Genomic DNA, 26,761 nt, shown 5'->3' with positions numbered 1-26,761 from the left:
TGTTACGATTCTAAATACAGCGCAGGCTGGCTAATTTCTCGATTTGTACGGGCGTGTAATGGAATGTAATCAGGGGCGCTCACTGCTCTCGCACGGGGCGCAGGCAACGCAGGAAACCGTGTTGGTGGTGGACGATGACGACGAGATTCGCGAGCTGCTCTGCGAGTACCTGAGCGACTCGGGTTACCACGTGCTGGCGGCTGCCGACGGTCGACAGATGTGGCCGCTGCTCGAACAACACAGTGTGCAGTTGCTGATTCTCGACCTGATGCTGCCGGGCGAGGACGGCCTCAGCCTGTGCCGCCGTTTGCAGGCGCAAGGTGGCCCGGCGGTGATCATGCTGTCGGCCCGGGGCTCGGCGCTGGATCGCGTGGTGGGTCTGGAAGTGGGCGCCGACGATTACTTGGGCAAACCCTTCGAGCCACGCGAGCTGCTGGCGCGGGCCAAGTCGGTGCTGCGCCGTTCGGCTGCCGTGCCATCGCGTCCGGAACCGGTGAGCCCGTTCGAGGCGCCGGTGTTCTTTGCCGGCTACCGGCTCGATCCGGTCAAACGCACATTGAGCCAGCTCGACGGCTCTGCGGTGCTATTGCCACGTTCCGATTGCCGCGTGTTGAGCGAGCTGCTGGCCGCGCAAAACCGTGCGCTGAGCCGAGATCACCTGACCCGTTGTGCCTTCTCCCGGCCCCATCTGCCCGATGACCGCTCGGTAGACATGTGCATCAGCCGCTTGCGCCAATGTTTCAAGGGCAGCGCCGAGCGGGTGCAGATCCTCACCATTCGCAACGAGGGTTATCTGCTCAGCGTCACCGCCAATGATTCGGTGAGTTGAGGTGCCCGCGTTTGCCGCTGCCTGGCTCAAACGCCTCTGGCCACAAACCCTGTTTGCCCAACTGCTATTGATCATGGTCTGCGGCGTACTGGCCATTCAGCTGTTGTCGAGCAGCATCTGGTTCGACGTGCGTTTCGCCCAGGCGCTGGAAGCGCCGGTGCGTTTGGCTGCCAGCCGGACCGCCACTCTGGTCGCCCAAGGCTGTGACGCCGTGGAGACGCAGACCGTGCCAACCGGTTACCAACTGAACTGCATGGATCAACAGCCCCATGTCGAGGCCGCGGACAAGCGCGGTCTCAGGCGCATCGAACCACTGCTGCGCCAGGCGATGGCCCACGAACTGGGCCACGAGCCAACTGTGCACCTGCTGGAAGCACGGCTGACCGATACCCAGGGCCAGCCGCTGGTCTGGCGCAGCCTGTTCGGCCTGGATACCGCTCAAGCCCATCTCCGCTTTGCTGTCGCCCAGCCCGATGGACGTTGGCTGCAGGTGGACGGCCACGAGCAGCAGGGCTGGAGCGGTGAGTCGGCCTGGGCATTGATTGCCGATTACGTGCTGCGCGTCTACGTGCTGCGCATCCTCGCCGTACTCGGTATCTGCTGGCTGGCGGTGCGCCTGTGCCTGCGCCCGCTGCAGCGCCTCGGCGAGGCGGCCCGCGGCCTGGGCGACAACCTCGAACGGCCACCGCTGCCGCTCAACGGACCGTTTGAGGTACGCGAGGCAGCCCAGGCCTTTAACGTCATGCAGCAGCGGCTGATCGCCATGCTGCGCGAGCAGGCGCATTTTCTCGCCGCGGTGTCCCACGACCTGCGCACGCCGCTGACGCGCATGCGTCTGCGCATCGAGCGCCTGACCGATGATGAGCAGCGCGAGCGCCTGAAAAACAGCATCAATCAGATGGACGCCATGATCGCCCAGGTACTCGACTTTCAGCGTGCCGCCGAGCCTGGCGTGGCGGAGCCCGTGGATGTCATGCAACTGGTCACGGCGCTATGTGACGAGCTGGCCAGCTCCGACGAACCTTTGCCCGTCAGCGGCAGTGCAGCGCCGATACCTGGCAACCCGCTGTTGCTGCAGCGTTGCCTGCAGAACCTGATGGAGAATGCCCTGCGTTATGCCCGTGCGGTCGAGGTGGTGGTGATTGAGAAAGAGCAGGGCGTCGCCATTCGCATCCAGGATCGCGGGCCAGGCATCGAACCGGCGCTGCTGGAACGCATCACCGAGCCCTTCGTACGGGGGGAAACCTCGCGCAATGTGCGCTCCGGCGGCTATGGCCTCGGTCTGAGCATCGCCAGCCGTATCGCCCTGGCCCACGGTGGTACGCTCAGTCTGGAAAATCGCGCTGGAATCGGCCTGGCTGTCGAGCTGTGGTTGCCAGCCAGCAATGGGTGAAAAGCTTCGGGCACTCCGCGGCGTTTTAGTCGACTAACTCAGAACCCTAATCGCCACAAGCAAGGAGTTCATGATGAAAGTACTGATGGTGCTGACTTCCCACGACCAGCTCGGCAACACTGGCGCGAAAACCGGCTTTTGGCTCGAGGAGTTCGCTGCTCCTTATTACGTGTTCAAGGATGCCGGTGCCACGATCACCCTGGCTTCGCCAGCCGGTGGCCAGCCGCCGCTGGACCCGAAGAGTGACGCGCCCGACGCGCAGACCGACGCCACCCGCCGCTTCAAGGCCGATGCCGAGGCGCAGCGTCAGCTGGCCAGCACCGTGAAACTCGCCTCGGTGAACCAGCAGGATTTCGACACCGTGTTCTATCCGGGCGGCCACGGCCCGCTGTGGGATCTGGCCGAGTCCCGCGAATCCATCGCCCTGATCGAGTCCTTCGAGCGCGCCGGCAAGCCTATCGGTTTCGTCTGCCATGCGCCGGGCGCACTGCGCCACGTCAAGGCGGCCGATGGCAGCCCGCTGATCAAAGGCCGTCGGGTCACCGGCTTCAGCAACAGCGAAGAAGCCGGCGTGCAGCTGACCGACGTGGTGCCGTTTCTTATCGAAGACGAGTTCCAGAAGCTCGGCGGCCAGTATGAAAAAGGCGAGGACTGGAGCTCGTTCGTGATCGAGGACGGCAAGCTGGTCACCGGCCAGAACCCGGCCAGCTCGGAGGCTGCTGCCGAAGCGCTGCTGGCAAAGCTCAAGTAAGTCTCGGCCCGCTACGGCGCCACTTCCTGTCGCCGTAGTCAGGGCACTTGAAGCGGTCCTGATGAAAGGGGATGAAGGTGATTATTTAATGCAATTGTGAGCGAATCGCAGTTGGATTATGATCGCGACCCCTCCCATCTGGACCGTCTTTTCATGCGCTGGAGTCGTGCTTCAATCTGCCTGTTGTCCCTGTGTTCCGTCGGCGTTCATGCCGCTTTGCTGACAATGCCGGAAGATGGCACGCTGGAGTTGCCCGACTCCGTCGTGACCGGCAGTGCAGAGAGCGCAACTGGCCCTGTACAAGGCTATGCGGCGACTCGCTCGGCCAGCGCCACGCGCACCGATACCGCCCTGCATGAAACGCCCCAGTCGGTCAGCGTGGTGCCGCGCGACGTGATCGACGACATCTCCGCCACCCGCCTACAGCAGGCGCTAGACCAGGCCGGCGGTGTTGGCCGCGCCAACAACTTCGGTGGCCAGGGCCTGACCAACTTCACGGTGCGTGGTTTCACCTCTTCCGAGTTCTACCGCAACGGTTTCCCGATCAACCGCGGCTACCCCAATTCGCCGGATGCCAACACTCTGGAGCGTGTGGAAGTGCTGCGCGGTCCATCCGCGACCCTGTATGGCCGTGGCGACCCCGGCGGCACCTTCAACGTGGTCACCAAACAACCGCTCGACGAGCAGCGCACCACCATCGGCAGCCAGTTCACCGACCAGGGCATTCGCCGTGGCACCCTGGACACCAGTGGCCCGCTGGACGAAGACGGCCGCCTGGCCTATCGCCTGAACGTGGTAGGCGAGGGCGGCGACAGCTTCCGTGATGATGTGCAGAGCGAGCGCTACGGCATCGCCCCGGTGCTCAGCTGGCAGGTGTCGGATACCACGCGCATCACCTTCGAAGGCGATTTCATGCGCAACAACCACCCACTCGACCGTGGCCTGACGCACTTCCCCGGCCAGCGCGGCACGCCCAGCCATTCCACCTATTACTGGGGCAAGGGCAGCGACAACATGCTGCATAACGACAACGATATGGTGCAGCTGCGTTTCGAGCATCAGCTCAATGACGACTGGTCCCTGGCCGGCGGTTATCAGTACCTGGACGGTTCCCTCAAGGGCAACGCGGTCGAGGGCAATGGCATCGCCGCCGATGGTGTGACCCTGGGCCGTAACTTCAACTATCGCAAGCTGGAGTGGACCGACCACAACTACCAGCTGAACCTGACCGGTCACTTCGAGACAGCAGGTTTTGCCCATACGCTGATCACCGGCGTGGAGTACGAAGATTACGACTACCGCTCGATCATCAGCCGCTCGGCTACAGGCATTAACTATCCGGTCGATATCTTCGACCCGGTGTTCAACCAGCCACGGCCTGCACTGACCCGCACACCGACCCACGACCATGAAACCCTGAAAACCTGGGCCGCTTTCGTGCAGGACCAGGTCGCGCTGACCGAGCGTTTCAAAGTGCTGGGAGGCGTTCGCCTGGAGCGTTTCGAGCATAAATACGATGACCTGCGCCCGGTCAATGCCGACTGGAGCAAGGCCGACAACGCCGTGACCCCGCGTGTCGGCGCCATCTATGACCTGACCGACAGCGTCGCGGTCTACGCCAACGCTTCCAAGTCCTTCAAACCCAACTCCGGCGCGGCGCGCCTGGGCGGCGGTTTTGACCCGGAAGAGGGCAAGGCTTACGAACTCGGCATGAAGTGGGCAGCGCTGGACGGCCTGCTGAATATCGACGCGGCGGTTTTCCATACCATCAAGGAAAACGTGCAGACCGTCGACCCAGTCGATCCCAACTTTCGCATCGCCGCGGGTGAAGTGCGCAGCCGTGGTTTCGAGATCAACGTGGCGGGCGAGCTGACGCCTGAATGGCGGGTGATCGGTGGCTACGCCTATGTGGATGCCGAAGTCACAGAGGACAGCACGCTGCCCAAAGGCACGCGTCTGGTCAATATCCCGCGCAATGCATTCAACCTGCTCAACGTCTACGAGTTCCAGGATGGCGTTTGGCGCGGTCTGGGTCTGGGTGTGAACATCAAATACGTGGACGAGCGTGCCGGGCAGACAGCCGTACCGACCTTCACCATGGACGACTACACCGTCACCGACCTGCTGAGCTTCTACAAGGTCAACGAGCAGCTGCGGCTGAATCTGGATGTGCGCAACTTGTTCAACAAGGGCTACGAAGAAAGCTCGTGGAACAACTACGCCTACCCGGGCGAGCCACGCACCGTGCAGACCGGCTTCACCTACACTTTCTGATCACCCGTGGCGCTCAGGCGAAAGCCTGAGCGCTTAGCGGTTGCACCACCGGCCGCCCCTGACGGTCCTTCAGAATATCCACCGCCACGCCATAAGTGCTCTGCAGCAGTTCTGCGGTTACGATCTCGCCTGGGTGGCCGCTGGCGGCCAGTTGGCCTTCGACCAGTACCAGCAGGTTGTCGGCGTACTGGCAGGCCAGGTTCAAGTCATGCAGCACCACTACGGTCACCAGGTTGCGGCTGCGGGTTTCCTGGCGCACGCGGTCGAGCAGGGCGATCTGGTGGCGCAGGTCCAGGGCGCTGACCGGCTCGTCGAGCAGCATCACCTTGGGTTCGCGCATCAGTACCTGGGCGAAGAACGCCATCTGTCGCTGGCCGCCGCTGAGCGAGCCGATGCTGCGCCCGGCCAGGTGGGCGATGCCTACCTGGGAGAGCTTTTCCATGGCGCGCTGCAATTGCTCATCGTCCAAGCGCAAGCCGATCTGTCCGAGGTTGCCCAGCACCACCACTTCGAGCACCGACAGCGACACCTCGGTGCTGCAGTCCTGCGGCATATAGGCGAAGTCGCGGCGCCAGGCTTCCAGGACGCGCCGGCCTGGCGACTGAGCGCCGCGGCTGTGTTCGCCATGGGTGATGGCACCGCCGGCCAGCGGCAGATCGCCGGCCATGGCGCGCAGCAGGGTGGTCTTGCCGGTGCCGTTGGGGCCCAGCACCACATGGATGGCGCCCGGCTCCAGGGTGGTACTCAGGCCATGCAGGATGGTGCGCCCGGAGCGGGCGAGGGCGAGGTTGTCGAGCTGGATCATGAGCGGCCTCGCTGTGGGGCGAAGATCAGCCAAAGCAGGAACGGCACGCCGACGATGGCCGTGACGATGCCGATGGGAAACAACGCGCCCGGCACGATGGATTTGGACAGCACCGAGGCCGCCGACAGCATGAAGGAGCCGCAGATGGCCGACAGCGGCAGCAAGAAGCGCTGATCCTCGCCGACCATCATCCGCGCGATATGCGGTGATACTAGGCCGACGAAGCCGATCACGCCGACGAAGCTAGTTGCCGTGGCGGTCATCACCGCCACCAGAATCAGGATTTTCAGGCGCAGCACGCGGATGTTCACGCCCAGGCTCACCGCACGAGTTTCGCCCAGGCTCAGGGCCGCCAGCTTCCAGGCATCGCCCATCAGGATCACGCAGCACAATAGGGTCACGCCGGCGGTGATGCCGAGGGTCGTCCAGGTCGCCTTGCCGAGGTTGCCGAACAGCCAGAACAGGATCTGTTGCGACAGCTCCGGCGAGGACAGAAACTGCACCAGCGACAGCAGCGACTGGAACAGAAACAGCATGGCGATGCCACCGAGGATGATCGTGTGGCTGCCGGCGTGGCGCAGGGTGGCCAGGGCGAACAGGAACACCACCGCGAGCATCGAGCAGGCGAAGGCACCCAGCGGCACGCCGATCAGCGGGCCCAGGCCAAAGCTGCCGAAGGCCAGGCTCAGCGCCGCGCCAAAGCCGGCCGCGGCGGCCATGCCCAGGGTGTAGGGGCTGGCCATGGGGTTGTTGAGCAGCGTCTGCATCTGCGCACCGCCAGCGCCGAGGGAGGCTCCGACCGCCAGCGCCATCAGCGCCACGGGCAGGCGCAGGTCATGGACGATGGTGTCGGTCATCGCCGGGCGCTCGCCGATATCCAGCAGCGAGCGCAGCACGTCCCACGGCGAGAGCATCGACGGCCCGGTGGCGATATCCAGCACTAGGCAGGCGCCGCACAAGAGGGTGAACAGCAGGCAGTTGCGCCAGCGCTTGCGCTCACGCAGGCGGTGCTCGGCGATGGCGTCGCGCTCGACCGCCGCCGGCAGCGCGGTTTCCGGCTTATTCATGGGCGCTGATGGCATAGGTGCCCTCTAACGGAATCGGCAGGTACTTGCGGTAGTAATTCTGGTAATTGGCCATCGGGTCGAGGTCGGCGAACAGATCCGGGTACAGCTGCTTGGCGATGAACTGCAGCATGGTGAAGTCGCCCAGGCTGCGCGACGCGCCTTGGTAAACGCCGTACAAGCGACCATCACGAATCGCCGGCAGTTCCGACCAGCCCGGTCGTGCGGCGAAGGCCTGCAGCTGTTTGCGCGCCGTGGCTGCGTCCACGCCTGGGCCCATGGACAGGGCGGTGGGGTTGGTGTTGTCTTCACGGCCGGAAATGATGATCACCTCGGGGCGCGCGACCAGCACCTGCTCCGGGTTGATCTGGCCCCAGTCGCGCACGTACGGCGCGGCGATATTGTCGCCACCGACCGCAATTGCCATGGCGCCCCACATGTTCTTGCCGTAGGTGAAGGAGTATTCGGCCGGGCCCTTGTTGCCGAACTCGATATAGATGCGCGGCTTGGACTTGTTGGCCTTGGCAATGCGCGACTCGATATCCTTGACCGCCTCGCTGTACAGGTCCGCCAGCTCACGGGCGCGGGCCTGCTGGCCGGTCACTTCGCCGAGCAGTAGGGTGGACTGCACATGGCGTTCGAGGGTCTGGGCGTTGTAGTCGATCACCAGCACCGGCACGCCGGCCTTCTCCAGCCGCGCCACCTCATCGGGCAGCGCCTGGAATTGCCAATCGGTTAGCACCAGCAGATCCGGCTCCAGGCTCAGCACCTTCTCGACCGAAAAACTCTGGGTTTCCACCTCACCAACATCGGCCAGGGTGTTCAGCCGCGGGTAATGCTCTACATAGCGCTTCCAGATCGTCGGCACCTTGCGCTCCCAGGCGCCACGGGAAATCCCCACCACCGAATCGAACGCCTTCTCGCCACCGACCGCCGCGTAATCCTCGAAGTTGAACCCCAGCACCACCCGCTTGGCCGGCAACGCCACCGTCACGCTTCGGCCCAGCACATCGACCACCTGCCCGGCGTGACAAAGGCTAGAAAAAAGAAAAGCGATAACCATTACTACTAGCGGGTAAGCGCGTTGCTTGCTCATCGTCTTGTTGTCCGTTTTTACCGTGGTGTGCGGGTTTTGCCGTTGGGCCAGAGGGGCGCGAAAAACTCTGCGAGGGCGGGGCTTTGGTGGGGAAGGTAAGTAAGGGATTCGAACCCTTCTTCAGCTCACGCAACGCCCCTGCCGTACTCGTGTGCGCGCGGATTTTACACGCTTTCCGCTGTGGCCGCGCTGCAGCGGTTTCGGCACCGGAATGCTCGGGGGTGGCTAGGCTGCAAAAGGGTTATCACGCAGCTACCGCCCGGCAGCCAATTGAAGGGAGATACGCCATTGGCGTACTATTGCGCATGATCTTTATCGAGACCCCGGTGTTCACTAGGCGCTTGAAAGAGCTGTTGGCAGACGACAGCTACGCCACGTTTCAGCGCGCCTTGGCGGAGCGCCCGGATTTGGGCGATGTGATCGAAGGCACGGGCGGTATTCGCAAAGTGCGGGTTGCTTCCAGTGGCCACGGCAAGCGCGGTGGATCCAGAGTGATTTATTACCACTTCACGTCGGCGTCGCAGATCGCCTTGTTGCTGATCTACCCCAAGAACGAGAAGGACGATCTGTCGGCAGACGAGCGCAGGGCGCTCAAGCAAATCATAGAGCGGTGGAGGTAATCACCATGAGCAAGTTCTTCGACGAGCTGCTGGAAAGCGTCCAGCAAATGGACGAAATTCACCGCGGCGAACGGCAGCCATCCCGAGAATTCACCGTGGACGCCCTGCAGGTGAAAGAGATCCGCAAGGCCACTGGCCTTACCCAAGCCAAGTTCGCGGCCATGATCGACGTACAGCTCGGCACCTTGCGCAACTGGGAACAAGGCCGCCGCGAACCCACCGGCCCGGCCAAGGCGTTGCTGCGTGCCATTTATAACGATCCTAAACACGTTATTCAGGCGCTGTCTGGCTAGCAGTCTTTGGGCGCTAAATGAATCTGTACTTCTTTTTTGACTCTTGGCATCCAGAAATTCACTCGGAGAATATCAGATGAAAGCTGTAGGACTTTCCTGTGGATGGGGCTTCACGGCCGAGTACCAATTCGTAAATGCGTTGACAGCCATGTTGTAAAAGCTCTTTTTCCTCATTACTAAGCGGCCCGCCGAAGTGCAGTTCAATGCATCCACTGAACCGGGCCGCATCAGGATTGTTTTCACGGGCATAGTATTGAATGAGTCCGTCATCAAGAGCAGCCAACGATTGGCGTAATAGCTTAGAAAAAGCGGCCTCTCCAGAGAAGTTAATTAATAAGTCGAAAACCTCTCCGTGCTCACGCTTCTCAACCTGAAATAGTGGTTGCTCTAGTTCTAGGCGTGGGCAGCCGTTGTGACGGATGGTCAAAGTTAAAGCGTAGATTAGTCGCCTGTCGTGGCTGGGAGCACGCAAGTAACCGACCATTTTTCCTTTTTCTGCATGAAGAGAGCTAAAGGAATATTCTGGCAATGGAATAGCTATTTCATCACGTACGTGCTTCAGCTCATGATCATAGAGGCGTACTGCGCTTTCATCCTCGAAAAAAATACAGATCCCCTGCGCGTTGAGATAGAATCCTCCAATGGTACGTCCCGGTAATACCTGTTCGACAACTTCTCCGTTAAAGTGGAAGAGCGTACTTCCCCATTGGAAGTACCATCCTTTTTCATGTCTATAAATGTCTGATGTATATCCTGGGTGGTGATCAAAAGTGAAAATGCCAATAGCTTTTTTGGCCACTAGGTCGAAAATTTCACAACACGCTTTGCGATTAGTTTCATTGCCAAAAACTAAAATATGATCGCCTAAAATTTTTGCATATTTGGCTCTGGACATAGTTGGAGAAAAAAGTGTGCGCCAATTACCATTCGTGTCTAATGTGATAACACCTACTCCAGTTGCTCTGAATAATAACTGCTTTTTCCACTCGCCTATATAGGTGAGTCCTGCGCCTATATACTCAGCAACCAGCGAATCACTAGCGTTCTTAATTTGATTAACTATGCGGGTGGAGTCTGTTGGATCATACTCCAAGAAATATTCACCACAGCGGCCATTGCCGAATTTATCCCATGTGTCTGGTTGAACTGAAAACACACTGTCACCAATGAGTTCATAAAAAAAATCCGAACCGCAGTTTATGCCTATGTCACCATTTTTTCTTGAGTAAACAAACGTCACATCATCACTCAATCGCCACACTCGTTCCGATGTCTCGGAGAGCTCAAGAAGCATATCGAAAATAGCTAGAAAAGCTCGGCCTTCCTGTAAGTAAACTATGCTCCCCGTGAATGGGCAGATGTATCCAAAATCATTATTTTGAGGCTTCATTTAATGACCTTTTAGCTACTATTTAAGTGCGTGTACGAGTTGAAAATATTTTTTGATGGGAAATGGTTTTTCCATTTTGAGAAAAGGGGACTGAGAAAAGGGGACACCCATTAGCCGGCCCTGCGTCAAGACTCAAAGCCACCCGCTCTGCTTTTTAAGAGCAGAGTTTTCCAGCGTCGAACCTGATGGGTTGATCCGGTCGAGTCCGTTTCCTCGTTCTTGGCTGCGATCGAGTCGCGCCAGTCACCCATATGGATCAAGCGGCAGCTAACGCTCAGCGCCGCCCTGGCGGGAAGCCCGCCCCAGAGAAACGTTGGTGCCGCCAATGTGTCCAAACCGTTTCACAGAACTATGGCTCGTATAAAAACTACACGTCCAGTCTCTTCTGGCTCACTTGGCAGGCGACTCGGGTACAACACACTCAGGCGGTGGCAGCAGGCCTCCACTCAGACTCGCTGGCTAGCATCCAGTCCCCTTTCCGGCTGACCTGCTACCACCTTCACTCGCCTCAGGCGAAACAGCGGCTCACATCAAATGGCTGTTTCTCCTTGAGGATGTGATAGCTCGCTCGGGCCAGCTTGTGAGCCAATGCCTTGGTGGCTACCACATTGTTCGTTTTTGCTTTCTTCTTGTCGAAGAAGCGTTTGGCTTCTTCGTTAAAACGTCGCGCAAAGTTAGCCGCTTCGACAAAGGCCCAAACCAGGTAAGCATTGCCGTTCTTCGTGTTGCCTTCACCCTTTTTCTTGCCATTTGAATAATGGGCGCTATTCACGCAGCGCGCATATGAGGCGAACTTGCCGACATCGGCAAAGCGCTCGATGCTTCCCGTTTCCAGCATGATCACGGTCGCCAGAACCTCACCAACGCCCGGCATTGACTTCAGCAAAGCGTACTCTGGGCGCAGGCGCACACCGCCTAACAGACGCTGTTCCAAGCAATCAATTTGAATGTTGAGTGTTTCAATCACGGCCACATTGGCACTGATCGCCAGAGCCACATCATCGGGCAGGCCAAGGTTATCTATTGTGGTGCTCGACAGGCGCTTGACGGCAGCGCTGCTGAGCCGGCTACCCTGCTGACGCGCCATGATGTTTTCCACTGCCAGCACATGTTGAGTCCGGCTACGCACCAGTTGAATGCGTTTACGTGCCAGATCCCGCAGTGCACGCTCTTGCGGCGGATGCACGTAACCCGTAGGTAAAATCCCAAGCCTCAACAGATGTGCGAGAAAGGCCGCATCATCCTGATCATCGGAGTGCTTCAAAGCGTCATAGCGTTTCATCGCTACAGTATTGGCCAGCTTTACGTCGAAACCGGCATCCTTCAGCCCATCGACCAGCCAATACCAGTTGTAGGTGGACTCGACCACCACGCCCTCCAGCTCGGTACGATGAGGCTCGAGCAGCAGGACGATTTTTGCCAGATCGTTAGGGCAGCGCCGACTAAGCAGAATCCGGTCGGCTTCGTCGGTGATCACCACAACGCTATTGTTCGAGTGCAGGTCTATGCCACAGAATTTCTTCACGGCCTCCTCACAGCAAAAGACAATGTTCGCACTTTGAATTTTGCGCCTACTCGGGAGTGAGGAGGCCGGCTAGATGATTCTCAGATTTATTTTCTTGGTTAGCCCATCTTCACTGAATTGCAAAACGCCATCTTTCCCGGCTCCAACCCTCGCGGTCAAGCCCTCCAAACGCCAGAAACAAAAAAGCCCCGTCATCGCTGACGGGCTTTTTTGTTTCAGATCTGGAGCGGGCTAAGGGAATCGAACCCTCGTCATGAGCTTGGGAAGCTCAGGTAATGCCATTATACGAAGCCCGCTTAAGGGCGCCTTTATACCCGAATCCATCCGCAAAATGAAGCCCGCGTTGCCTGGTGGTGGTTGGCCGGGGCAACGCGGGCGGCTCTGCTGCGCGTCATACGGCCATGGCGTGCAGGCCGGGGTGGACGGTGAAGCGTTTGTTGGTGGTGCTGTGTTGCAGGAAGCCCAGCAGGGCATTCTGGGTCTGCAGCCAGGCGCCTTTGTGTTCCATGTCGATGAAGTGGCCGGCGTTGCTCACCGTGGCGAAGTGGCAGTCGTCGATGTGTTGGGCCATCAGGCGGGCGTCGGCGGCGGAGGTGTATTCGTCGTGCTCGCCGTTGATAAACAGCAGCGGGATGTCGATGTCGCTCAGGCAATCCAGTTGGCAGTGGGCTTCCATGCGCAGCACCTGCTGTACGTGGGCATTCATTTGCCGGTATTCGTGGTTGCTGAGGCGGCTGATGTGCTTGTGGTTGTAGCGTTTGAACAGCGAGGGCAGGTGCTTGCCGATGGTGTCGTTGACCAGGTGGCCGACCTTGTCGCCGTCTTCCTGATTGAGGCACACCAGAGCGCGGCCCAGGTAGTCGAGCATCGGCTCGTTGAGGATCGGTGAGAACGAGGCAAAAATGGCCTTTTCCAGGGTAGGCGGGCGTTTGGTGAGGGCCAGCATGGTGGCCACGCCGCCCCAGGAAAACGACATCACGTACTGGGCCTGGAAGTGGTCGATCAGGTCGAGCAGGATCGCCGCTTCGTCTTCCTTGCTGATGCAGTGGTCGTTGCGGTTGTGCGCCCGAGACTGGCCGGCGTAGGGCTGGTCGAAGAGCACCACGTTGAAGCGGGTGCCGAGGTATTTGACCGTCTGCGCGAACGAGGCGGTGGTCGCCAGCGAGCCGTTGACCAGGATGATGGTCTTCTGGGCCTGGGGGTTGGCGTGAAACTCCGTGTGTACCTTGTACGTCCTGTGCACATCGACGACAGCGATTGCTGGCTTCATATGTATTTCCTCCTGGCGCAAAAGATGAAAGCGGCTGACGGCGAACCGTAAACCGGGCAAGTCGGATAGCTAGGAAAACGCCTGGACATGACAAAGCAATGTCAGGCTGGAGGATCTTGTGATTAGAGGGGTGACGCAGGTTTCAGGGCTGTAATCGAACGGCTTGAGCGCACGTTCTTCTCACCAGGCAGGAGCCCCTTTCGCGGGTGCCGCTGGCCACGCGGTGGCGGCCCGGTAGCGCCTGCTGCCATGCAGCGGCATGGCGTTACCTTTCTCGAGTTAAGCAGTGGCCCCAAGGGCTGGCAAGGCAGCTGAAAGGATTGCGCACGACCGCCTGTCGGCTCAGACGCTGGCGACTTCCGCGGCGGTGAGGGCGCGGTACTGGCCGGGCGCCAGGTGCGGGTCGAGGACGATCTCGCCCATGCGTTCACGGTGCAGGGCGACGACGCGGTTGCGAAAGTGGCCGAACATACGCTTGACCTGATGGTAGCGCCCCTCGAACAGGGTCAGCCTTGCGTGGTGGCTGCCCAGCACCTCGAGCCCGGCAGGCAGGGTGGTGAGGTTCTCGAAGGCGAAGTACAGGCCGCGGGCGAAGACCTCGGCGTACTCGCCTGTGATCGGCTGTTCGGTGGTGACGTGATAGACCTTGGGCTTGCGCTGCTGCGGTTGGGTGATGCGCCGCGACCAGCGCCCGTCATTGGTGATCAGCAGCAGGCCGCTGGTGTTGAGGTCCAGGCGCCCGGCCAGGTGCAGCTCGCGCTTGTCCGGCTCGTCGAGCAGATCGAGCACGGTGCGGTGTTCGTCATGCTCGGTAGCGCTGACCACGCCGACCGGTTTGTGCAGCATCCAGTAGCGCGCGCTGCGCCCGGCCTGCAGCAGTTCGTCGTCCAGCTCCACGCGCTGGAAGTCGCGGATGTCGAAGCGTGGATCAGAGATGACCTCGCCGTCCACGCGCAGTCGACCGGCGCTGATCAGCAGGCGGCTGTCCTGGCGGCTGAAACGGGGGAAATTGCTGAGGAAACGATCCAGGCGCATGGTTCAGTCGGACCCGCCGTCTTGCTTGCTGGAAGCGGCTTCGCGCACGGCGCCCGCGCAGGCGGGGCAGAGGCAGGCGCGATTCAAGGCTTCGAGCGGCAGATTCTGCAGCGCCTGCGGCTTGACCTCGATCTCGAAGCACCAGCAGTGCGTCACCTCGCTGCCGCTGGTGGCCTGGGCGCAGTTGTTGAGCTTGCCGCAGGCTGGGCACAGGTTGGTGTTCATTGGCTTTCTTCACACAGGCGGTTGCGCCCGGCCTGCTTGGCGCGATACAGGGCGCGGTCGGCACGGGCGATCAAGGCCTGCAGGTCGTCGCCGTCTTGCAGGGTGGCCAGGCCGATGCTGGTAGAAGTGTGCAGCGTCTGCTCGGCGAAGTTGAAGGCGCTGGTAGCTGTCTGCTGGCGGATCTTCTCACCGAGCTGCCGAGCGGCGTCGAGCGGGGTGTCCTTGAGCAGCAGAATGAACTCTTCGCCGCCCCAACGGCAGATGATGTCCGATTGGCGCAGGTTCTGCTGAAGGTGCCGGGCGAAGCCGCGCAGCACCGCATCGCCGGCGAGGTGGCCGTGGCTGTCATTGAGCAGCTTGAAACCATCGAGGTCGAAGAGTAGAGCGCACAGCGTGCTCTGGCTGCGCCGCGCTTCCTGAATGGCCTGGTTGGCCAGCAGTTCGAAACCACGTCGGTTGGGCAGTTCGGTCAGCGAGTCGGTGGTCGCCAGGGCAGTGATGCGCGCCTGGTAGCGGCGCAATACCAGGGTGACCAATACCAGCACGAGCAGGGTGACCACGCCGCAGATCAACAGATTGATGTACAGCGACTGACGGATGCCGGCCACGGCGCCTGTTTCGTGCTTGTCGACTAACAGGTACCAGTCCAGTTCGGGAATGAAGCGCACGTTGAGGAAGTGGCCGCGGCCATGCTCTTGATAGAAGAAGTTGCCGCTCTTGGGATGGGGCAGTTTGCTGTGTAGCTCCTCGAGGCCCTCGACGTCGCTCAGCTGGTCGCCAATGCGTGCGCCCATGGGGCCGCCGCCGGCACCGGTGAGCACGATGCGTCCGGTGGTGTCGACAAAGTACACGCTGCGGTCGTAGCGGCGCTGATATTGGTCGATCAACTGTACCACGGCGTCCACCGTCAGGCCAACGCCGGCGGCACCGATGAAGCGGTGCTCGTAGTCGAACACCTTGTAGTTGATGAACACTGTCATCCGGTCGCCGTTGGCCATGTCGATATCGACATTGATCTCGTAGGGCTCCTCCTGATCGCGCAGACGGTAGTACCAGACGTCGCGCTCGGCCTGCTGGTCGATTTTTTTCAGCACGCCTTTGGCCTGGTAGTAGGTCTTGCTCTGCTCGGAGACGAAGAAGCTGGTGACTGCACCGTAGTGGCTCTGCACTTCCTGCAGATAGCGGATCATGGGTTCGGTGTTCTGCTCGCCGCCGATCACCCAGTCACGCAGAAAGGTGTCGCGGGACATCATCGAGGAGATGAGGATGGGGCGCACCAGGTCCTTCTGGATTTCCGAGTAGACGTTGTCCGAGGTCAGCGGTAGTTCGGTGTTGACGATGCTGTCGCGGATCGAATCCAGCGCTGCGTGATAGCTGGCCAGCGAGGTGGCGACAAAACCGCAGGCGAGCAGGACCAGCAGAATGAACACCAGCGAGCGAGGGCTGGCAGCTTTGGCGGATTGTGATGGCATCGTGCTGGCTTCTGTATAGATGGCCGCAATCCTAGGTGGGCAAAAGGCAGTGTGCAAGCCGGGCCGTGTGAAGCACTTGCTTCACACGGCCCGGCCGGTGGCCGAGGGGCTTACGCCTGTTCAATAACCGCCACGCGTTGGCCGGCACGCACCGCGGCGCCCGGTTGCACGCGCACCTCGCGCACGATACCGGCGACCGGTGCGGTGAGCGGGATTTCCATCTTCATGGATTCCAGAATCACCAGCACGTCGCCGGCTTCCACCGCTGCGCCTGCCTCGACCTGCACCTGCCAGAGGTTGCCGGCGATGTGGCTGTCGACGCTGCACTGACCGGCTTCGAGCGGTGCATCCTCGGTGACTTCGACCACGCCTTCGTCGCTCTCGAAATGCGCCTGGCCGGAGTCGATCCAGCGTTGGCGTTCGGCGGCGAAGGCGGTGCGCTGCTGATCGCGGAAGGCGGCGATGCCGTCGGCTTCGTCGGCGAGGAACTGCTGGTAGTCGGCCAGGGCCAGCTCGCTCTCCTCGATGCGCAGCTCGAAGCGGCCCAGGGGGAAGTCGCGGCGGATGCGCAGCAGCTCGTCGGCACTGACCGGGTAGAAACGGATCTGGTCGAAGAAGCGCAGCAGCCAGGGCTTGCCGCCGAAAGCCTCGACCGCGCGATAGCGGTTCCACATCTGCAGGGTGCGGCCGACGAACTGGTAACCGCCGGGGCCTTCCATGCCGTACACGCACATGTAGGCGCCACCGATGCCCACCGAGTTCTCGGCGGTCCAGGTGCGCGCCGGGTTGTATTTGGTGGTGACCAGGCGGTGGCGCGGGTCCAGCGGGGTGGCCACCGGTGCGCCGAGGTAGACGTCGCCCAGGCCCATCACCAGGTAGCTGGCGTCAAACACGGTGCGGTAGACCTCGTCGAGGTTTTCCAGGTCGTTGATGCGGCGGATGAACTCCAGGTTGCTCGGGCACCAGGGCGCGTCTTTGCGCACGGTGGTCATGTACTTGTCGATCGCCAACTGGCAGGCCGGGTCGTCCCAGGACAGCGGCAGGTGAACGATGCGTGACGGCACCTTCAAGTCGCGTGCGGCGCACACGGCATCCCACTCGCCGGCAACGATATCGAGCAGCGTTTTCAGGGCCAGGGTTTCCGGCTGGTAATGCACCTGCAGCGAACGGATGCCCGGCGTCAGGTCGATCACGCCGTTGAGTCGCTTGGCTTCGAGTGCCTGCATCAGCGCATGGCCGCGGAAACGCAGCACCAGGTCGAGTTCCGGCTGGCCGATTTCCAGCAGCAGATGGGTGTCGCCGGAGAGGCGCGCGACCAGGCAGGTGTCGTCCTGGCCGATATCCAGAACGATGGGGCTTTGTAGTTCGGATGCCTTTGTGGGAGCGGATTTATCCGCGATATGGGTGTCGCCTGCATCGCGGCTAAAGCGGAGCGCCGCCCGGCCTCTCCCACCATTATCTTGTGCCAACTCCCGCGCCGTGGCGATATCCACCGCCACGAAACGCACCTTGTCGCCGGCCTTGAGCTGGCCGAGCTGCCACAGGTCGGCCTCGATGATGGTCACCGGACACACGAAGCCGCCCAGGCTCGGGCCGTCCGGGCCGAGGATCACCGGCATGTCACCGGTGAAATCCACCGCGCCAATGGCATAAGGGTTGTCGTGAATATTGGACGGATGCAGGCCGGCTTCGCCGCCGCTCTCGCGCACCCACTCGGGCTTCGGGCCGATCAGGCGCACGCCGGTGCGGCTGGAGTTGAAGTGCACCTCCCAGGCGGTGGCGAAGAAGGTGTCGATATAGGCGGGCGTGAAGTATTCGGGCGCGCCATGGGGCCCGTAGATCACGCGGATTTCGCGCACGGCGGGCATGGCGGGGTACAGCTCGACAGGCAGATGGTTGCCGGCCTGGCGATCCGCCAAGGCCGGGATGTGCAGCACGTCGCCGGCACGCAGGGCGCGGCCGCCGTGGCCACCGAACTGGCCGAGGGTGAAGGTGCTCTTGCTGCCTAGGTAATCCGGCACCTGGATGCCACCGCGAACGCTCAGATAGCTGCGCGCGCCGCTACCGGCGATGGTGCCGAGGGAAAGGGTGCTGCCGGCCTCGATCAGCAGTGCGGTGTTCATCGGCTGGGAGACGCCATCGATGCTCAGGGGAATCTCGGCACCGGTCACGGCGATCACCGCATCGGTGTTGAAGCGCAGCAGCGGGCCGCTCATGGTGATTTCCAGCGCGGCGGCGCCTTCTTTGTTGCCGAGCAGGCGATTGCCCAGGCGCAGTGCGCGGCTGTCCATCGGCCCGGACGGTGGCACGCCCACGGCCCAGTAGCCAATGCGGCCAGGGAAGTCCTGCACGGTGGTCTGGGTGCCGGCGCTGAGTACCTCGAATGTGGTGGTCTGGTAGGCCAGGTTTTCCAGGCAGCGTGTCCACGGCGAGCCGCTGGCGAAGGGCTCGTCACTGAGGATCTGGCGCAGGTAGTCGCGGTTGCATTCCACGCCATAGAGCACCGAGTCGGCCAGGGCTTTATCGAGGGCGGCGCTGGCTTGTTCACGGGTCGGCTGCCAGGTGATCAGCTTGGCGATCATCGGGTCGAAGTAGGGCGGAATCTCGCAGCCGGCCTCGACCCAGGTATCGATGCGCAGGGCTTTGCCGTCGGCTTCGGGAAACTGCACGGCGGTGAGCAGGCCGGGGCTGGGCTGGAAATCGCGGCCTGGGTCTTCAGCGTACAGGCGTGCCTGGATGGCATGGCCGGATGGCTTGAGTGCTTTGGCCAGTTCGCCGAGCGGCGGTAGATCGCCGGCCGCCAGCTCGATCATCCAGCGCACCAGGTCGACGCCCCATACCTGTTCGGTGACGCCGTGCTCGACCTGTAGGCGGGTGTTCACTTCCAGGAAGTAGAAACGCTCGGCCTCGCTGTCGTAAACGAATTCGACGGTGCCGGCACTGCGGTAACTCACCGCCTTGGCCAGCTTGATCGCCGCGGCGCACAGCTCATCGGCCATGCCGTTGGGCAGATTGGGCGCCGGGGTTTCTTCCAGCACCTTCTGGTTGCGGCGCTGCACCGAGCAGTCGCGTACGCCGAGGGCGATCACCTCGCCCTGGCCATCACCGAACACCTGCACTTCCAGGTGGCGGGCGCGTTGGATGTACTTTTCGATGAACACGCCGCTGTCGCTGAAGTTGTTCTGGCCCAGGCGCTTGACCGCCTCGAAGGCGTCGCAGAGCTCGGCCGCCGAACGGCAGACGCGCATGCCGATGCCGCCGCCGCCGGCGGTGCTCTTGAGCATCACCGGATAGCCGACTTGCTCACCGGCGACCATGGCTGCGTCGAGGTTTTCCAACAGCTCGGTGCCTTCGAGCATCGGCACGCCATGCTGTTTGGCCAGGGCGCGGGCGGTGTGCTTGAGGCCGAATACGCGCAGCTGCTCGGGTGTTGGGCCGACGAAGGCAATGCCGGCCGCTTCGCAGGCTTCGGCGAAGGCGGCGTTTTCGGAAAGAAAGCCGTAGCCCGGGTGAATGGCTTTGGCGCCAGTCTGCCGGGCGACAGCGAGAATCTTGTCGACCACCAGATAGGTCTGCGCGGCCGGGCCTTCGCCGAGGGAGAAGGTCTCGTCGGCCTGTTGGATATGCAGGCTGGCCACGTCGGCTTCGGAGTAGACGGCAACGCCCTTGACGTCGAGCTCACGTAGGGTACGCAGGATGCGGCAGGCGATGGCGCCACGGTTGGCGATCAGCAGTTTTTCAAACATTCGAGGAGCCCTCGAAGGAGGCGGGCCGTCCCGCCGGTATTCGGTCTGCACCACGGCCGTCCGTGGTTGCTTTGTTCGAGTAACGAGGTGTCTTTCGTTGGGTTGCGTAGGTGAAATCCGCGAGTGCATTGATGGGATTCACCTACGCGGCCCGACCCATCCTACGTGTCGCGGTTTTGCCGGGATCGGTGCTCAGGCATTGCCCCGAGCGGCTCTGGCAGATCAGCAGCAGGAAGCGGCGCAGGCGCTGGCTCAGTTCCATACCAGCACCTCGGCAGGGGTCGGGTTCCAGCCGTTGCAGGGGTTGTTGAGTTGTGGGCAGTTGGAGATCAGCACGATCACGTCGGTCTCGGCGCGCAGTTCGACGTACTTGCCTGGCGCGGAGATGCCGTCCTCGAAGGTCAGGCCGCCTTCCGGTGTGACCGGCACGTTCATGAAGAAGTTGATGTTGGCGCCGATGTCGCGTTTTTCCAGGCGGCCGTCGTGCAGGCTGGCGCGCAGGAAGTTGTCGCGGCAGCTGTGCATATAGCGCTTATCGAGTGCATATCTGACGGTGTTGCTTTCCTGGGCGCAGGCGCCGCCCAAGGTGTCGTGGCGGCCGCAGGTGTCGGCGACGATGGTCAGCAGGGGTTTGCCGAGGTTGGAGTAGAGCACCGTGCCGGTGGTCAGGTAGACGTTGTTCTGCTTGCGCAGGGTGCGCTGCGGGTCGAAGCGCTCGCGCGGGTTTCTGGCGGCGAAGAACAGCGTGTCGATGGCTTGGTTGCCTTCCAGGTCGTGCAGGCGCAGGGTCTGGCCGGCCTTGACCTCGAACAGGTAAGGCTCGCCCGCCGGGATGGTGTGGCGGAAGGCAGCGGTTTCGGGATGCAGGTTGCTTGCGGTCAGGCTCATGTCGGCACCCTCAGATGTACTGGCGTTCGGTGTTGTGAAAGGCGCGGCCGTTTTCCGGGCGCGAGGTGCGGCACAGCACACTGATGCCGTCGCTCTCAACCTTGCTCCAGGCGAGCTGTACCGGCTTGGGCGCGTACTGCGGGTTGGGGTCCATCGGGTGCTGCAGGGCGGTGAGCACCACCAGGATGTCCATCGGTGCGTACAGCTCGACGTAGTCACCGGCCTGGCTGTTGCCGAGCTGGAACTGGAAGGCACCGTTGGCATCGACGTCCACGCGGCTGAACAGATTGAGGTTCATCAACAGGTCTTGCAGGTTGAGATTCCACTTGCCCATTTCCACCAGCAGGTTGTCGGTGCCGTTGCGGAAGAAGCCGTTGCGCAGTTCCTGGTAGCGGCCCTGGCCGTACTTCTCAGCGACTTCGTCGGCGTTCAGTACGCCGCCGAAGCTGTCGTGCCAGCCGCAGGTGTCGGTAGTGATCGCCGCCAGCACCTTGCCCATGTCCGAATACAGGCAGTGGCCGGCGGTGAGCTTGGCGGTGTGCTGGCCCTTGAGAGTATCGGGCAGGTTCAGTCGCTCGCTTTTCTCGGCCGCGTTGAACAGCAGCAGGCTGACGTTGGCGCCGCCCTCGATATCGGTGAGGCGCAGCAGCTGGCCGCGCTTGAGCACGAAGGAGGTGTGGCCACCGCCGGGGACGGTTTCCTCATAGAGGGTGGGGCGCAGGGTGAGGGCAGTTGTCATGGGTACCTCGGATAAACAGGTGTGCGTCGGGCTCTGCGTGGAGCCCGATGGAGATTTCTCGTGGGCTCAGAGCTTGCCGTCGACTGCCATCTGCACGTAGGTGGGGTCGAAGCGCAGCTTGATGTTGGCCTTGTCGCCGGTGGTCACGTCATGGGCGAAGGTCATGCCGATGGCATCGGCGCTGCTGGCGCCTTCACCGAGAATGCCGTGGTCGAAGCTGAAGCTGGCGACCTTGCCCATGGTTTCCGGGAGGGCCGGGCTGGTCACGAAGTCCAGAGTCTCTTTCGGCGTGTAGAACAGCTTGGTGGTCGCCAGTTGCGACTTGTAGCCGGCCAGATCGGTGCCGGAAGCCTTGGCCATTTCGGTCAGGGCATCAGTGGCTGCCGGCGTGCCGGATTGCATCAGCTCGAGAATTTCGAACCAGGCGCCGACCAGGGCCTTGCCAAGGGCTGGGTTGTCTTTCAGGGTCTGGGTGTTGACGACCATCATGTCGAGAATCTCACCGGGGATCTTCGAGGAGTCGAATACTTCGGTACTGCCCGGCTGGGCCTTGATCTCGGCGAGCATCGGGTTCCAGGTGGCCGCGGCTTCTACACTGGGCGTGGCGTAGGCGCTGATGATGTCGGCGTCGGAGGTGTTCACCACCGTCACGTCGCGCTCGCTCATGCCGGCGGTTTCCAGGGCGCGGGCGAGGAAGTAGTGGGAGACCGACAGCTCGACCAGGCTGACTGGCATGCCTTTGATGTCCGCCAGGGTCTTGCCTTCGCCCTTGATCAGCAGGCCGTCGTTGCCGTTGGAGTAGTCGCCGACGATCAGCGCGGTGGAGTCCACGCCGCCAGCGGCAGGAATGGTCAGGGCGTCCATGTTGGTCATGGTGCAGCCGTCGAACTGGCCGGCGCTGTACTGGTTGATCGACTCGACGTAGTCGTTGAGCTGCACCACATCGATATTGATGCCGTACTTCTTGGCCCACTTGTCGATGATGCCGGAGGTGCTGGCATAGCCCCAGGGCATCCAGCCGGCATAAAGCGTCCAGCAGACGCTGAAGCTGTCTTTTTTCTCGGCGTGTGCGGAGAAGCTCAGTAGGGCGGCGAGACCTGCGGTCGCGAGAATCAGCAGACGGTTCTTGCGCATTGGAACCTCCAGTCGTGGTTGGGTGCGGGCAGGAGTCGCAGCACATTCCGAATCACTTCGAAAGGCGCGTTCTCCCGGGCTTTTATCCCGCCGTGTAACCTCGCTGGAGGTCGATAACTCTCGGACCAGTCATCCGCTTACGCGGATCGGAACCCTAGTCATCCATTTCGCAAATTGTGGTGCTGCAACGGCGGGACATCCCGCTTGGAACCTGCACACCCGTAGCAAAGCGAATTGCGTGCCAGCCCGCTGGCGCCCCAGTGGTCGGGTATTGGCGCCGTTTTTGTCCGTTGCTGTGCTGCTTCATGGGGCTTGGTGGGTGGGTGTCGCACCGTAAGAGGGCGAATCACGGGGCGCGGCTGGATGATTGGCGGCGTGGCGCTGGCATGGAAATCGCTACCGATCCGCTTGCAGGGATGGCCTTGCGGCTGCCCTCGGGACGACCCGACCCGCTGCTCGTCTGGACGACCAGGTAACTCACTTGTTCAAGGGAGCTTGCCATGGCGCATACCCATTTCACCTCCATTCCGGTGATCGACGTTTCCGGGCTTTACGCCGAGGATCTGGCCGAACGCCAGCGCGTCGCTGACGAGCTGGGGCGAGCGGCGCGTGACGTCGGTTTTTTGCAGATCACCGGGCACGGTATTTCCGCTGAGCTGCGCGACGGGCTGATCTGCCAGGCCCGCCGCTTCTTCGCCCGCCCGCTGCAAGAGAAGATGCGTTTCTACATCGGTCAGTCGAGCAACCACAGCGGCTACGTGCCGGAGGACGAGGAGCAGTTCGCCGGCGGCAGCAAGGATCTCAAGGAAGCCTACGACGTCAATTACGATTACACCGATGCGCCTCAGGTCTATCCGCTGCTGGGACCAACGCAGTGGCCGGACTCGGCGGACTTCAAACGCGAGGTCGGCGCCTACTATCGGGCGGCGCTGGCCCTGGGTGACACGCTGTTTCGCGGCTTCGCCCTGGCGTTGGGGCTTGCCGAAGACACCTTCGCCGGCATCACCCGGCAGCCCACCAGCCAGTTACGGATGATTCATTACCCGCTCGACCCGGATCCGGTGGCCGACCGCCCCGGTATCGGTGCGCACACCGACTACGAGTGTTTCACCATTCTGCTGCCCACCGCCGAGGGCCTGCAGGTACTCAATGGCGACGGCCAGTGGATCGACGTGCCTCTGGTAGAGGACGCCTTCGTGATCAACATCGGCGACATGCTCGAGGTACTCAGCAACGGCCATTTCGTCGCCACCTCGCACCGCGTGCGCAAGGTCAGCGAGGAGCGCTTCGCCTTTCCGCTGTTCTGCGCCTGCGATTACCCGACGCGCATCGCCCCGATCGCCGGCCTGCCGCCCCGTGGCGAGCGGGTATACACGCCCGTGAGCTGCGGCGACCACCTGTTCGCCCAGACGGCGCAGACCTTTCATTACCTGCGCAAGCGCCTGGAGGATGGTTCGCTGCAACTGCCCGAGGGCGCGGCAGGCTTGTCCAGCTTTGGCATGGGCAATCGAGAGGTGACGGCATGAACCTGCTCGAACTGGCGGCCCGTTACCCGCAACGCGCTGAAGGCAGCGTGCCGGACTGGATGCTCGGGCACTTTCGCCGCCGCACCATCAGCTTCGCTGATGGCCGCAGCGATGAGCGTACCCAGGTGCACTGGCTGCAGAGTCGCACCTTCACCATCGATCTACGCCTGCCGGACGCACCCGCGCTGCCCATGCGTGCCTGGCAGGATTACACCGCCGCCGAGCTGCGCCAACTTGCCAACCACGAGGGCTGGGTGGCCGACAGTCTCTGGGAGAACGGCTACCTGAGCTGGCACGGCGGCGTGAGCCTGCAACTGCACAACCGCTGGCCGGAGCCGGCGCAGTTGCAACGCATCGGCAACTGCATGATCGAGTTCGGTACCAGCGGCGCCTATGTCGAGGACTGGCGCCTGCAAGCCAGCAGCGGGCCACTCATCGGCCTGCGTTTGTTGGAGGAGTGCGACGCCGAAACCGGCGAAGTGCTGCAGCACGGTGGCGGCTTGATTCTCTGCGGCGAGCAGCTTGGCTGGGTGCAGGGGCGGGCGGTAGAGCCGCTAGAGCCGGGGCTGCAACTGCGCGAACGGGTTGAGCAAGCGCAAGGTGATGGGGAGGCGTTGGCGCTGCTATTGGGCTGCGAAACCTCGCTAGCGTATGCCGACGAACAGGGGCGTTATCAGGTGGCGCTGTCCACCCAGCCGGCGCTGGTGGGGCAGAGCGTTGCGCTGGACGGCTTTGATATTCCGGTGGCGGGGCGTGTCTGCCAGCATCTGCTGCGGGCGGACGGCCGCGCGGTGGTGCGCACCTTCGTCATCGATACCCTGGAGCCGGATTGGCGCGCTGACCTCACCACACCATCCACCGTGGATGCGCAGCGGTGGTTCGCCGCCGAGCGCGAAACCCTGTCGCGGTATCTGCAGGTGCTGAGTTAGGCCGCTAGCCGCGTCCGCTTAAAGGCTCGCCGCTGAAGCGCCTCCCACAGTCGTGTGGCCCTACGCGATGCGTGGGAGGGGCTTTAGCCTCGATGCTTTGACCTTGTGGTCAGCCTGCGGCGATGCGCGCGGTCAGCTCGCTGGGTAGCGGCGACTCTGCCTTGCGGGTTTCGTTGAGCGGAATGTCGTAGGTGATGCGGGCCCCAAAGGCATTCGGCGCGTGCGGGTCGATGCGGGTCTTGTCGAACACCATCAAACGGGTGCCGAGACTGAAGCCTTCGGACAGGTCATGGGTGACCATGAAGACGGTCAGGCCGGTCTCGCGCCACAGTTCGAGCAGCAGGGCATGCATGTCCTTGCGGATACCGGGGTCCAGCGCGCCGAAGGGCTCGTCGAGCAACAGCACGCGCGGCTTCATGATCAGTGCCTGGGCAATCGCCAGGCGCTGCTGCATGCCGCCCGAGAGCTGGCTGGGGTACTTGTCCAGGGCATGGCCGAGACCAACTTTTTTCAACAGCTCGGCAGCTTGCTCGCGGGCGGCGCGCTTGGCTCTGCCGAACAGCCGGCCGAGCAGGGCGGAGCGCGGCAGCTCCAGGCCGATGGCGACGTTATCCAGCACGCTCAGGTGCGGGAATACCGAGTAGCGTTGGAACACCACGCCGCGGCTGGCGTCCGGCTCTCCAGCCAATGGTTTGCCGTCCAGCAGGATCTCGCCCTTGCTGGGGCGTTCCTGGCCCAGCAGCAGGCGCAGAAAGGTCGACTTGCCACAGCCGGAAGCGCCGACCAGGGTGCAGAACTCGCCTTCGGTGATGGACAGGTTGAGGCGTTCCAGGACGGTTTGGTCGCCATACTGCTGCCAAACGTTCTTGACTTCGATGAAAGCGCCTGCTGCGCCGGTTTTGTTATTGCTCATGCCTTGGCCCCCTCGTACCAGGGAAAGCACAGCCGGGTAAGCTGGCGCAGGCCCAGGTCCATCGACCAGGCGAGTAGGGTGATCCACACCACGTAGGGCAGGATCACGTCCATGGCCATGTAGCGGCGTACCAGGAAAATGCGATAGCCCAGGCCGTCGGTGCTGGCGATGGCTTCGGCGGCAATCAGGAACAGCCAGGCCGAACCCAGCACCAGGCGCAGGGCGATCAGCAGGCGCGGTAGCAGTTGCGGCAGTACCACGCGCAGGATCAATGTCCAGGTGCTGGCGCCAAGGGTCTGGGCCTTGATCAGCAGCTCCTGGGGGATTTCCCGGGCGCGCTGCTCCAGATCACGGGCGAGGATCGGGGTGATGCCGATGACGATCAGCATCACCTTGGACAGCTCGCCCAGGCCGAAAACGATGAACAGGATCGGCAGGATGGCCAGCGGCGGCACCATCGACAGCACGGTGAGTAGCGGCGACAGCGGCGCGCCGAGCAGCGGTAGGATGCCGGCGGCGATGCCCAGGCACAGGCCGACCACGGCGGCGATGCCGATGCCGGTAGCCAGGCGCGTGAGGCTGGAGGCGGTGTCCTGCCAGAAAGCGTATTCGCCGGTGCGCTTGTCTTCGGTAAAGGCCAGGCGGTCAACGGCGGCGACCATCTGGCTGGCGCTGGGCAGCAGCTTGTCATTGGGGTTTTCGGCCAGGCGCTGCGCCGAGCCAGTGAAATAGGCGAACAGCAGCAGGGCGAAGGGCAGTAACACCAGCAGCAGGCGGCCAGCCCGGTCGGGATGTCGGTTGATCAGGCGCATGGCGATCTCGTTACAGGAGTTGGAAGTGCAAG

23 protein-coding genes, 1 tRNA gene and 1 riboswitch are annotated in these 26,761 nt (G+C 62.2%); of the genes, 8 read left to right on the top strand and 16 right to left on the bottom strand.

Translation table 11 applies throughout. The features are described from left to right. Positions 1 to 58 precede the first annotated feature (58 nt). The 4 genes from BM279_RS10685 to BM279_RS10670 all read left to right on the top strand — a co-directional run bounded on the left by BM279_RS10685 (position 59) and on the right by BM279_RS10670 (position 5,247). On the top strand, positions 59 to 829 hold the full coding sequence (locus BM279_RS10685) for a response regulator (protein WP_093503594.1): 771 nt from the start codon (positions 59 to 61) through the stop codon (positions 827 to 829). A 73-nt stretch (positions 830 to 902) separates the two neighbouring features. Then, positions 903 to 2,222: an ATP-binding protein gene (locus BM279_RS10680; protein WP_093504252.1), complete on the top strand. Its 1,320-nt coding sequence runs from the start codon at positions 903 to 905 to the stop codon at positions 2,220 to 2,222. Positions 2,223 to 2,295: 73 nt separating this feature from the next. Next, positions 2,296 to 2,973, top strand: coding sequence for a type 1 glutamine amidotransferase domain-containing protein (locus BM279_RS10675; RefSeq protein WP_093503592.1), 678 nt, complete (start codon positions 2,296 to 2,298; stop codon positions 2,971 to 2,973). Between the two features lie 225 nt (positions 2,974 to 3,198). Further along, the gene (locus BM279_RS10670) at positions 3,199 to 5,247 is read left to right on the top strand and encodes a TonB-dependent siderophore receptor (protein ID WP_425272682.1); all 2,049 of its coding nucleotides are present in this window, start codon (positions 3,199 to 3,201) and stop codon (positions 5,245 to 5,247) included. A gap of 13 nt (positions 5,248 to 5,260) precedes the next feature. Here the strand turns inward: BM279_RS10670 and BM279_RS10665 are convergent, their stop codons facing one another. From BM279_RS10665 to BM279_RS10655, 3 genes are read right to left on the bottom strand one after another with little or no spacing between them, the layout of a single operon-like run. Further along, the gene (locus BM279_RS10665; protein ID WP_093503590.1) at positions 5,261 to 6,052 is read right to left on the bottom strand and encodes an ABC transporter ATP-binding protein; all 792 of its coding nucleotides are present in this window, start codon (positions 6,050 to 6,052) and stop codon (positions 5,261 to 5,263) included. Beyond that, a complete protein-coding gene (locus BM279_RS10660; protein WP_093503588.1) occupies positions 6,049 to 7,119 on the bottom strand; it encodes a FecCD family ABC transporter permease in 1,071 nt (356 codons plus the stop codon). Before BM279_RS10660 ends, BM279_RS10665 begins: the two co-directional genes overlap by 4 nt. Further along, positions 7,112 to 8,125 (bottom strand): ABC transporter substrate-binding protein, encoded by a 1,014-nt coding sequence (locus BM279_RS10655; RefSeq protein WP_244154155.1) that lies wholly within the window; start codon positions 8,123 to 8,125, stop codon positions 7,112 to 7,114. Before BM279_RS10655 ends, BM279_RS10660 begins: the two co-directional genes overlap by 8 nt. A gap of 392 nt (positions 8,126 to 8,517) precedes the next feature. Between BM279_RS10655 and BM279_RS10650 the strand changes: the two genes are divergently transcribed. Both BM279_RS10650 and nadS read left to right on the top strand, forming a co-directional pair. Next, positions 8,518 to 8,832 carry a type II toxin-antitoxin system RelE/ParE family toxin gene (locus tag BM279_RS10650; RefSeq protein ID WP_093503584.1) on the top strand — a complete coding sequence of 105 codons (315 nt, stop codon included), beginning with the start codon at positions 8,518 to 8,520 and terminating at the stop codon, positions 8,830 to 8,832. 5 nt (positions 8,833 to 8,837) lie between these two features. Continuing rightward, positions 8,838 to 9,125, top strand: coding sequence for a NadS family protein (nadS, locus tag BM279_RS10645; RefSeq protein ID WP_027903402.1), 288 nt, complete (start codon positions 8,838 to 8,840; stop codon positions 9,123 to 9,125). Between the two features lie 58 nt (positions 9,126 to 9,183). On the opposite strand, the gene BM279_RS23140 is transcribed toward nadS, so the two are convergent. The 11 genes from BM279_RS23140 to BM279_RS10595 all read right to left on the bottom strand — a co-directional run bounded on the left by BM279_RS23140 (position 9,184) and on the right by BM279_RS10595 (position 22,549). After that, positions 9,184 to 10,515, bottom strand: coding sequence for a hypothetical protein (locus BM279_RS23140; protein ID WP_143103583.1), 1,332 nt, complete (start codon positions 10,513 to 10,515; stop codon positions 9,184 to 9,186). A gap of 508 nt (positions 10,516 to 11,023) precedes the next feature. After that, complete coding sequence (locus BM279_RS10640; protein ID WP_093503582.1) at positions 11,024 to 12,040, bottom strand: IS110 family RNA-guided transposase; 1,017 nt, start codon at positions 12,038 to 12,040, stop codon at positions 11,024 to 11,026. A 222-nt stretch (positions 12,041 to 12,262) separates the two neighbouring features. Continuing rightward, positions 12,263 to 12,336: transfer RNA gene (locus BM279_RS10635), tRNA-Gly, on the bottom strand. A 95-nt stretch (positions 12,337 to 12,431) separates the two neighbouring features. Continuing rightward, positions 12,432 to 13,310: an alpha/beta fold hydrolase gene (locus BM279_RS10630; protein ID WP_093503580.1), complete on the bottom strand. Its 879-nt coding sequence runs from the start codon at positions 13,308 to 13,310 to the stop codon at positions 12,432 to 12,434. Between the two features lie 342 nt (positions 13,311 to 13,652). Further along, positions 13,653 to 14,345: a pseudouridine synthase gene (locus BM279_RS10625; protein WP_093503578.1), complete on the bottom strand. Its 693-nt coding sequence runs from the start codon at positions 14,343 to 14,345 to the stop codon at positions 13,653 to 13,655. 3 nt (positions 14,346 to 14,348) lie between these two features. Next, positions 14,349 to 14,570: a cysteine-rich CWC family protein gene (locus BM279_RS10620; RefSeq protein WP_093503576.1), complete on the bottom strand. Its 222-nt coding sequence runs from the start codon at positions 14,568 to 14,570 to the stop codon at positions 14,349 to 14,351. Further along, the gene (locus tag BM279_RS10615; protein WP_093503574.1) at positions 14,567 to 16,042 is read right to left on the bottom strand and encodes a sensor domain-containing diguanylate cyclase; all 1,476 of its coding nucleotides are present in this window, start codon (positions 16,040 to 16,042) and stop codon (positions 14,567 to 14,569) included. Before BM279_RS10615 ends, BM279_RS10620 begins: the two co-directional genes overlap by 4 nt. A gap of 110 nt (positions 16,043 to 16,152) precedes the next feature. After that, positions 16,153 to 19,788, bottom strand: a complete 3,636-nt coding sequence (gene uca, locus BM279_RS10610; RefSeq protein ID WP_093503572.1) for an urea carboxylase — start codon at positions 19,786 to 19,788, stop codon at positions 16,153 to 16,155. 252 nt (positions 19,789 to 20,040) lie between these two features. Further along, on the bottom strand, positions 20,041 to 20,676 hold the full coding sequence (locus tag BM279_RS10605; protein ID WP_013792361.1) for an urea amidolyase associated protein UAAP2: 636 nt from the start codon (positions 20,674 to 20,676) through the stop codon (positions 20,041 to 20,043). Between the two features lie 10 nt (positions 20,677 to 20,686). After that, positions 20,687 to 21,415, bottom strand: coding sequence for an urea amidolyase associated protein UAAP1 (locus BM279_RS10600; protein WP_093503570.1), 729 nt, complete (start codon positions 21,413 to 21,415; stop codon positions 20,687 to 20,689). Between the two features lie 66 nt (positions 21,416 to 21,481). Beyond that, positions 21,482 to 22,549, bottom strand: a complete 1,068-nt coding sequence (locus BM279_RS10595; protein ID WP_093503568.1) for a putative urea ABC transporter substrate-binding protein — start codon at positions 22,547 to 22,549, stop codon at positions 21,482 to 21,484. 69 nt (positions 22,550 to 22,618) lie between these two features. Continuing rightward, a riboswitch (guanidine-I (ykkC/yxkD leader) is annotated at positions 22,619 to 22,718 on the bottom strand. 331 nt (positions 22,719 to 23,049) lie between these two features. Here BM279_RS10595 and BM279_RS10590 point away from each other — a divergent pair. Together BM279_RS10590 and BM279_RS10585 are read left to right on the top strand one after the other, a co-directional pair. After that, positions 23,050 to 24,075 carry an isopenicillin N synthase family dioxygenase gene (locus BM279_RS10590; protein WP_093503566.1) on the top strand — a complete coding sequence of 342 codons (1,026 nt, stop codon included), beginning with the start codon at positions 23,050 to 23,052 and terminating at the stop codon, positions 24,073 to 24,075. Further along, a complete protein-coding gene (locus BM279_RS10585) occupies positions 24,072 to 25,004 on the top strand; it encodes a hypothetical protein (protein WP_093503564.1) in 933 nt (310 codons plus the stop codon). The genes BM279_RS10590 and BM279_RS10585 overlap by 4 nt, the downstream gene beginning before the upstream one ends. Before the next feature lie 109 nt (positions 25,005 to 25,113). Here BM279_RS10585 and BM279_RS10580 read toward each other — a convergent pair whose 3' ends face one another. Together BM279_RS10580 and BM279_RS10575 are read right to left on the bottom strand one after the other, a co-directional pair. After that, positions 25,114 to 25,917, bottom strand: a complete 804-nt coding sequence (locus tag BM279_RS10580; protein ID WP_093503562.1) for an ABC transporter ATP-binding protein — start codon at positions 25,915 to 25,917, stop codon at positions 25,114 to 25,116. Then, positions 25,914 to 26,729, bottom strand: a complete 816-nt coding sequence (locus BM279_RS10575) for an ABC transporter permease (protein ID WP_093503560.1) — start codon at positions 26,727 to 26,729, stop codon at positions 25,914 to 25,916. Before BM279_RS10575 ends, BM279_RS10580 begins: the two co-directional genes overlap by 4 nt. Between the last annotated feature and the right edge of the window lie 32 nt (positions 26,730 to 26,761).

It is taken from the genome of Phytopseudomonas straminea, from assembly GCF_900112645.1.
GTDB classification, from domain to species: Bacteria; Pseudomonadota; Gammaproteobacteria; order Pseudomonadales; family Pseudomonadaceae; genus Aquipseudomonas; species Aquipseudomonas straminea.
Note: the sequence above shows the minus strand (reverse complement) of the source record. Positions and strands in the feature narration are given on the sequence as shown.

Excerpts from the sequence above, each read along its gene's own strand:
- BM279_RS10685 (WP_093503594.1), top strand. The coding sequence starts at position 59 with ATGGAATGTAATCAGGGGCGCTCACTGCTCTCGCACGGGGCGCAGGCA.
- BM279_RS10680 (WP_093504252.1), top strand. The coding sequence starts at position 903 with ATGGTCTGCGGCGTACTGGCCATTCAGCTGTTGTCGAGCAGCATCTGG.
- BM279_RS10675 (WP_093503592.1), top strand. The coding sequence starts at position 2,296 with ATGAAAGTACTGATGGTGCTGACTTCCCACGACCAGCTCGGCAACACT.
- BM279_RS10670 (WP_425272682.1), top strand. The coding sequence starts at position 3,199 with ATGCCGGAAGATGGCACGCTGGAGTTGCCCGACTCCGTCGTGACCGGC.
- BM279_RS10665 (WP_093503590.1), bottom strand. The coding sequence starts at position 6,052 with ATGATCCAGCTCGACAACCTCGCCCTCGCCCGCTCCGGGCGCACCATC.
- BM279_RS10660 (WP_093503588.1), bottom strand. The coding sequence starts at position 7,119 with ATGAATAAGCCGGAAACCGCGCTGCCGGCGGCGGTCGAGCGCGACGCC.
- BM279_RS10650 (WP_093503584.1), top strand. The coding sequence starts at position 8,518 with ATGATCTTTATCGAGACCCCGGTGTTCACTAGGCGCTTGAAAGAGCTG.
- nadS (WP_027903402.1), top strand. The coding sequence starts at position 8,838 with ATGAGCAAGTTCTTCGACGAGCTGCTGGAAAGCGTCCAGCAAATGGAC.
- BM279_RS23140 (WP_143103583.1), bottom strand. The coding sequence starts at position 10,515 with ATGAAGCCTCAAAATAATGATTTTGGATACATCTGCCCATTCACGGGG.
- BM279_RS10630 (WP_093503580.1), bottom strand. The coding sequence starts at position 13,310 with ATGAAGCCAGCAATCGCTGTCGTCGATGTGCACAGGACGTACAAGGTA.
- BM279_RS10625 (WP_093503578.1), bottom strand. The coding sequence starts at position 14,345 with ATGCGCCTGGATCGTTTCCTCAGCAATTTCCCCCGTTTCAGCCGCCAG.
- BM279_RS10620 (WP_093503576.1), bottom strand. The coding sequence starts at position 14,570 with ATGAACACCAACCTGTGCCCAGCCTGCGGCAAGCTCAACAACTGCGCC.
- BM279_RS10615 (WP_093503574.1), bottom strand. The coding sequence starts at position 16,042 with ATGCCATCACAATCCGCCAAAGCTGCCAGCCCTCGCTCGCTGGTGTTC.
- uca (WP_093503572.1), bottom strand. The coding sequence starts at position 19,788 with ATGTTTGAAAAACTGCTGATCGCCAACCGTGGCGCCATCGCCTGCCGC.
- BM279_RS10605 (WP_013792361.1), bottom strand. The coding sequence starts at position 20,676 with ATGAGCCTGACCGCAAGCAACCTGCATCCCGAAACCGCTGCCTTCCGC.
- BM279_RS10600 (WP_093503570.1), bottom strand. The coding sequence starts at position 21,415 with ATGACAACTGCCCTCACCCTGCGCCCCACCCTCTATGAGGAAACCGTC.
- BM279_RS10595 (WP_093503568.1), bottom strand. The coding sequence starts at position 22,549 with ATGCGCAAGAACCGTCTGCTGATTCTCGCGACCGCAGGTCTCGCCGCC.
- BM279_RS10590 (WP_093503566.1), top strand. The coding sequence starts at position 23,050 with ATGGCGCATACCCATTTCACCTCCATTCCGGTGATCGACGTTTCCGGG.
- BM279_RS10585 (WP_093503564.1), top strand. The coding sequence starts at position 24,072 with ATGAACCTGCTCGAACTGGCGGCCCGTTACCCGCAACGCGCTGAAGGC.
- BM279_RS10580 (WP_093503562.1), bottom strand. The coding sequence starts at position 25,917 with ATGAGCAATAACAAAACCGGCGCAGCAGGCGCTTTCATCGAAGTCAAG.
- BM279_RS10575 (WP_093503560.1), bottom strand. The coding sequence starts at position 26,729 with ATGCGCCTGATCAACCGACATCCCGACCGGGCTGGCCGCCTGCTGCTG.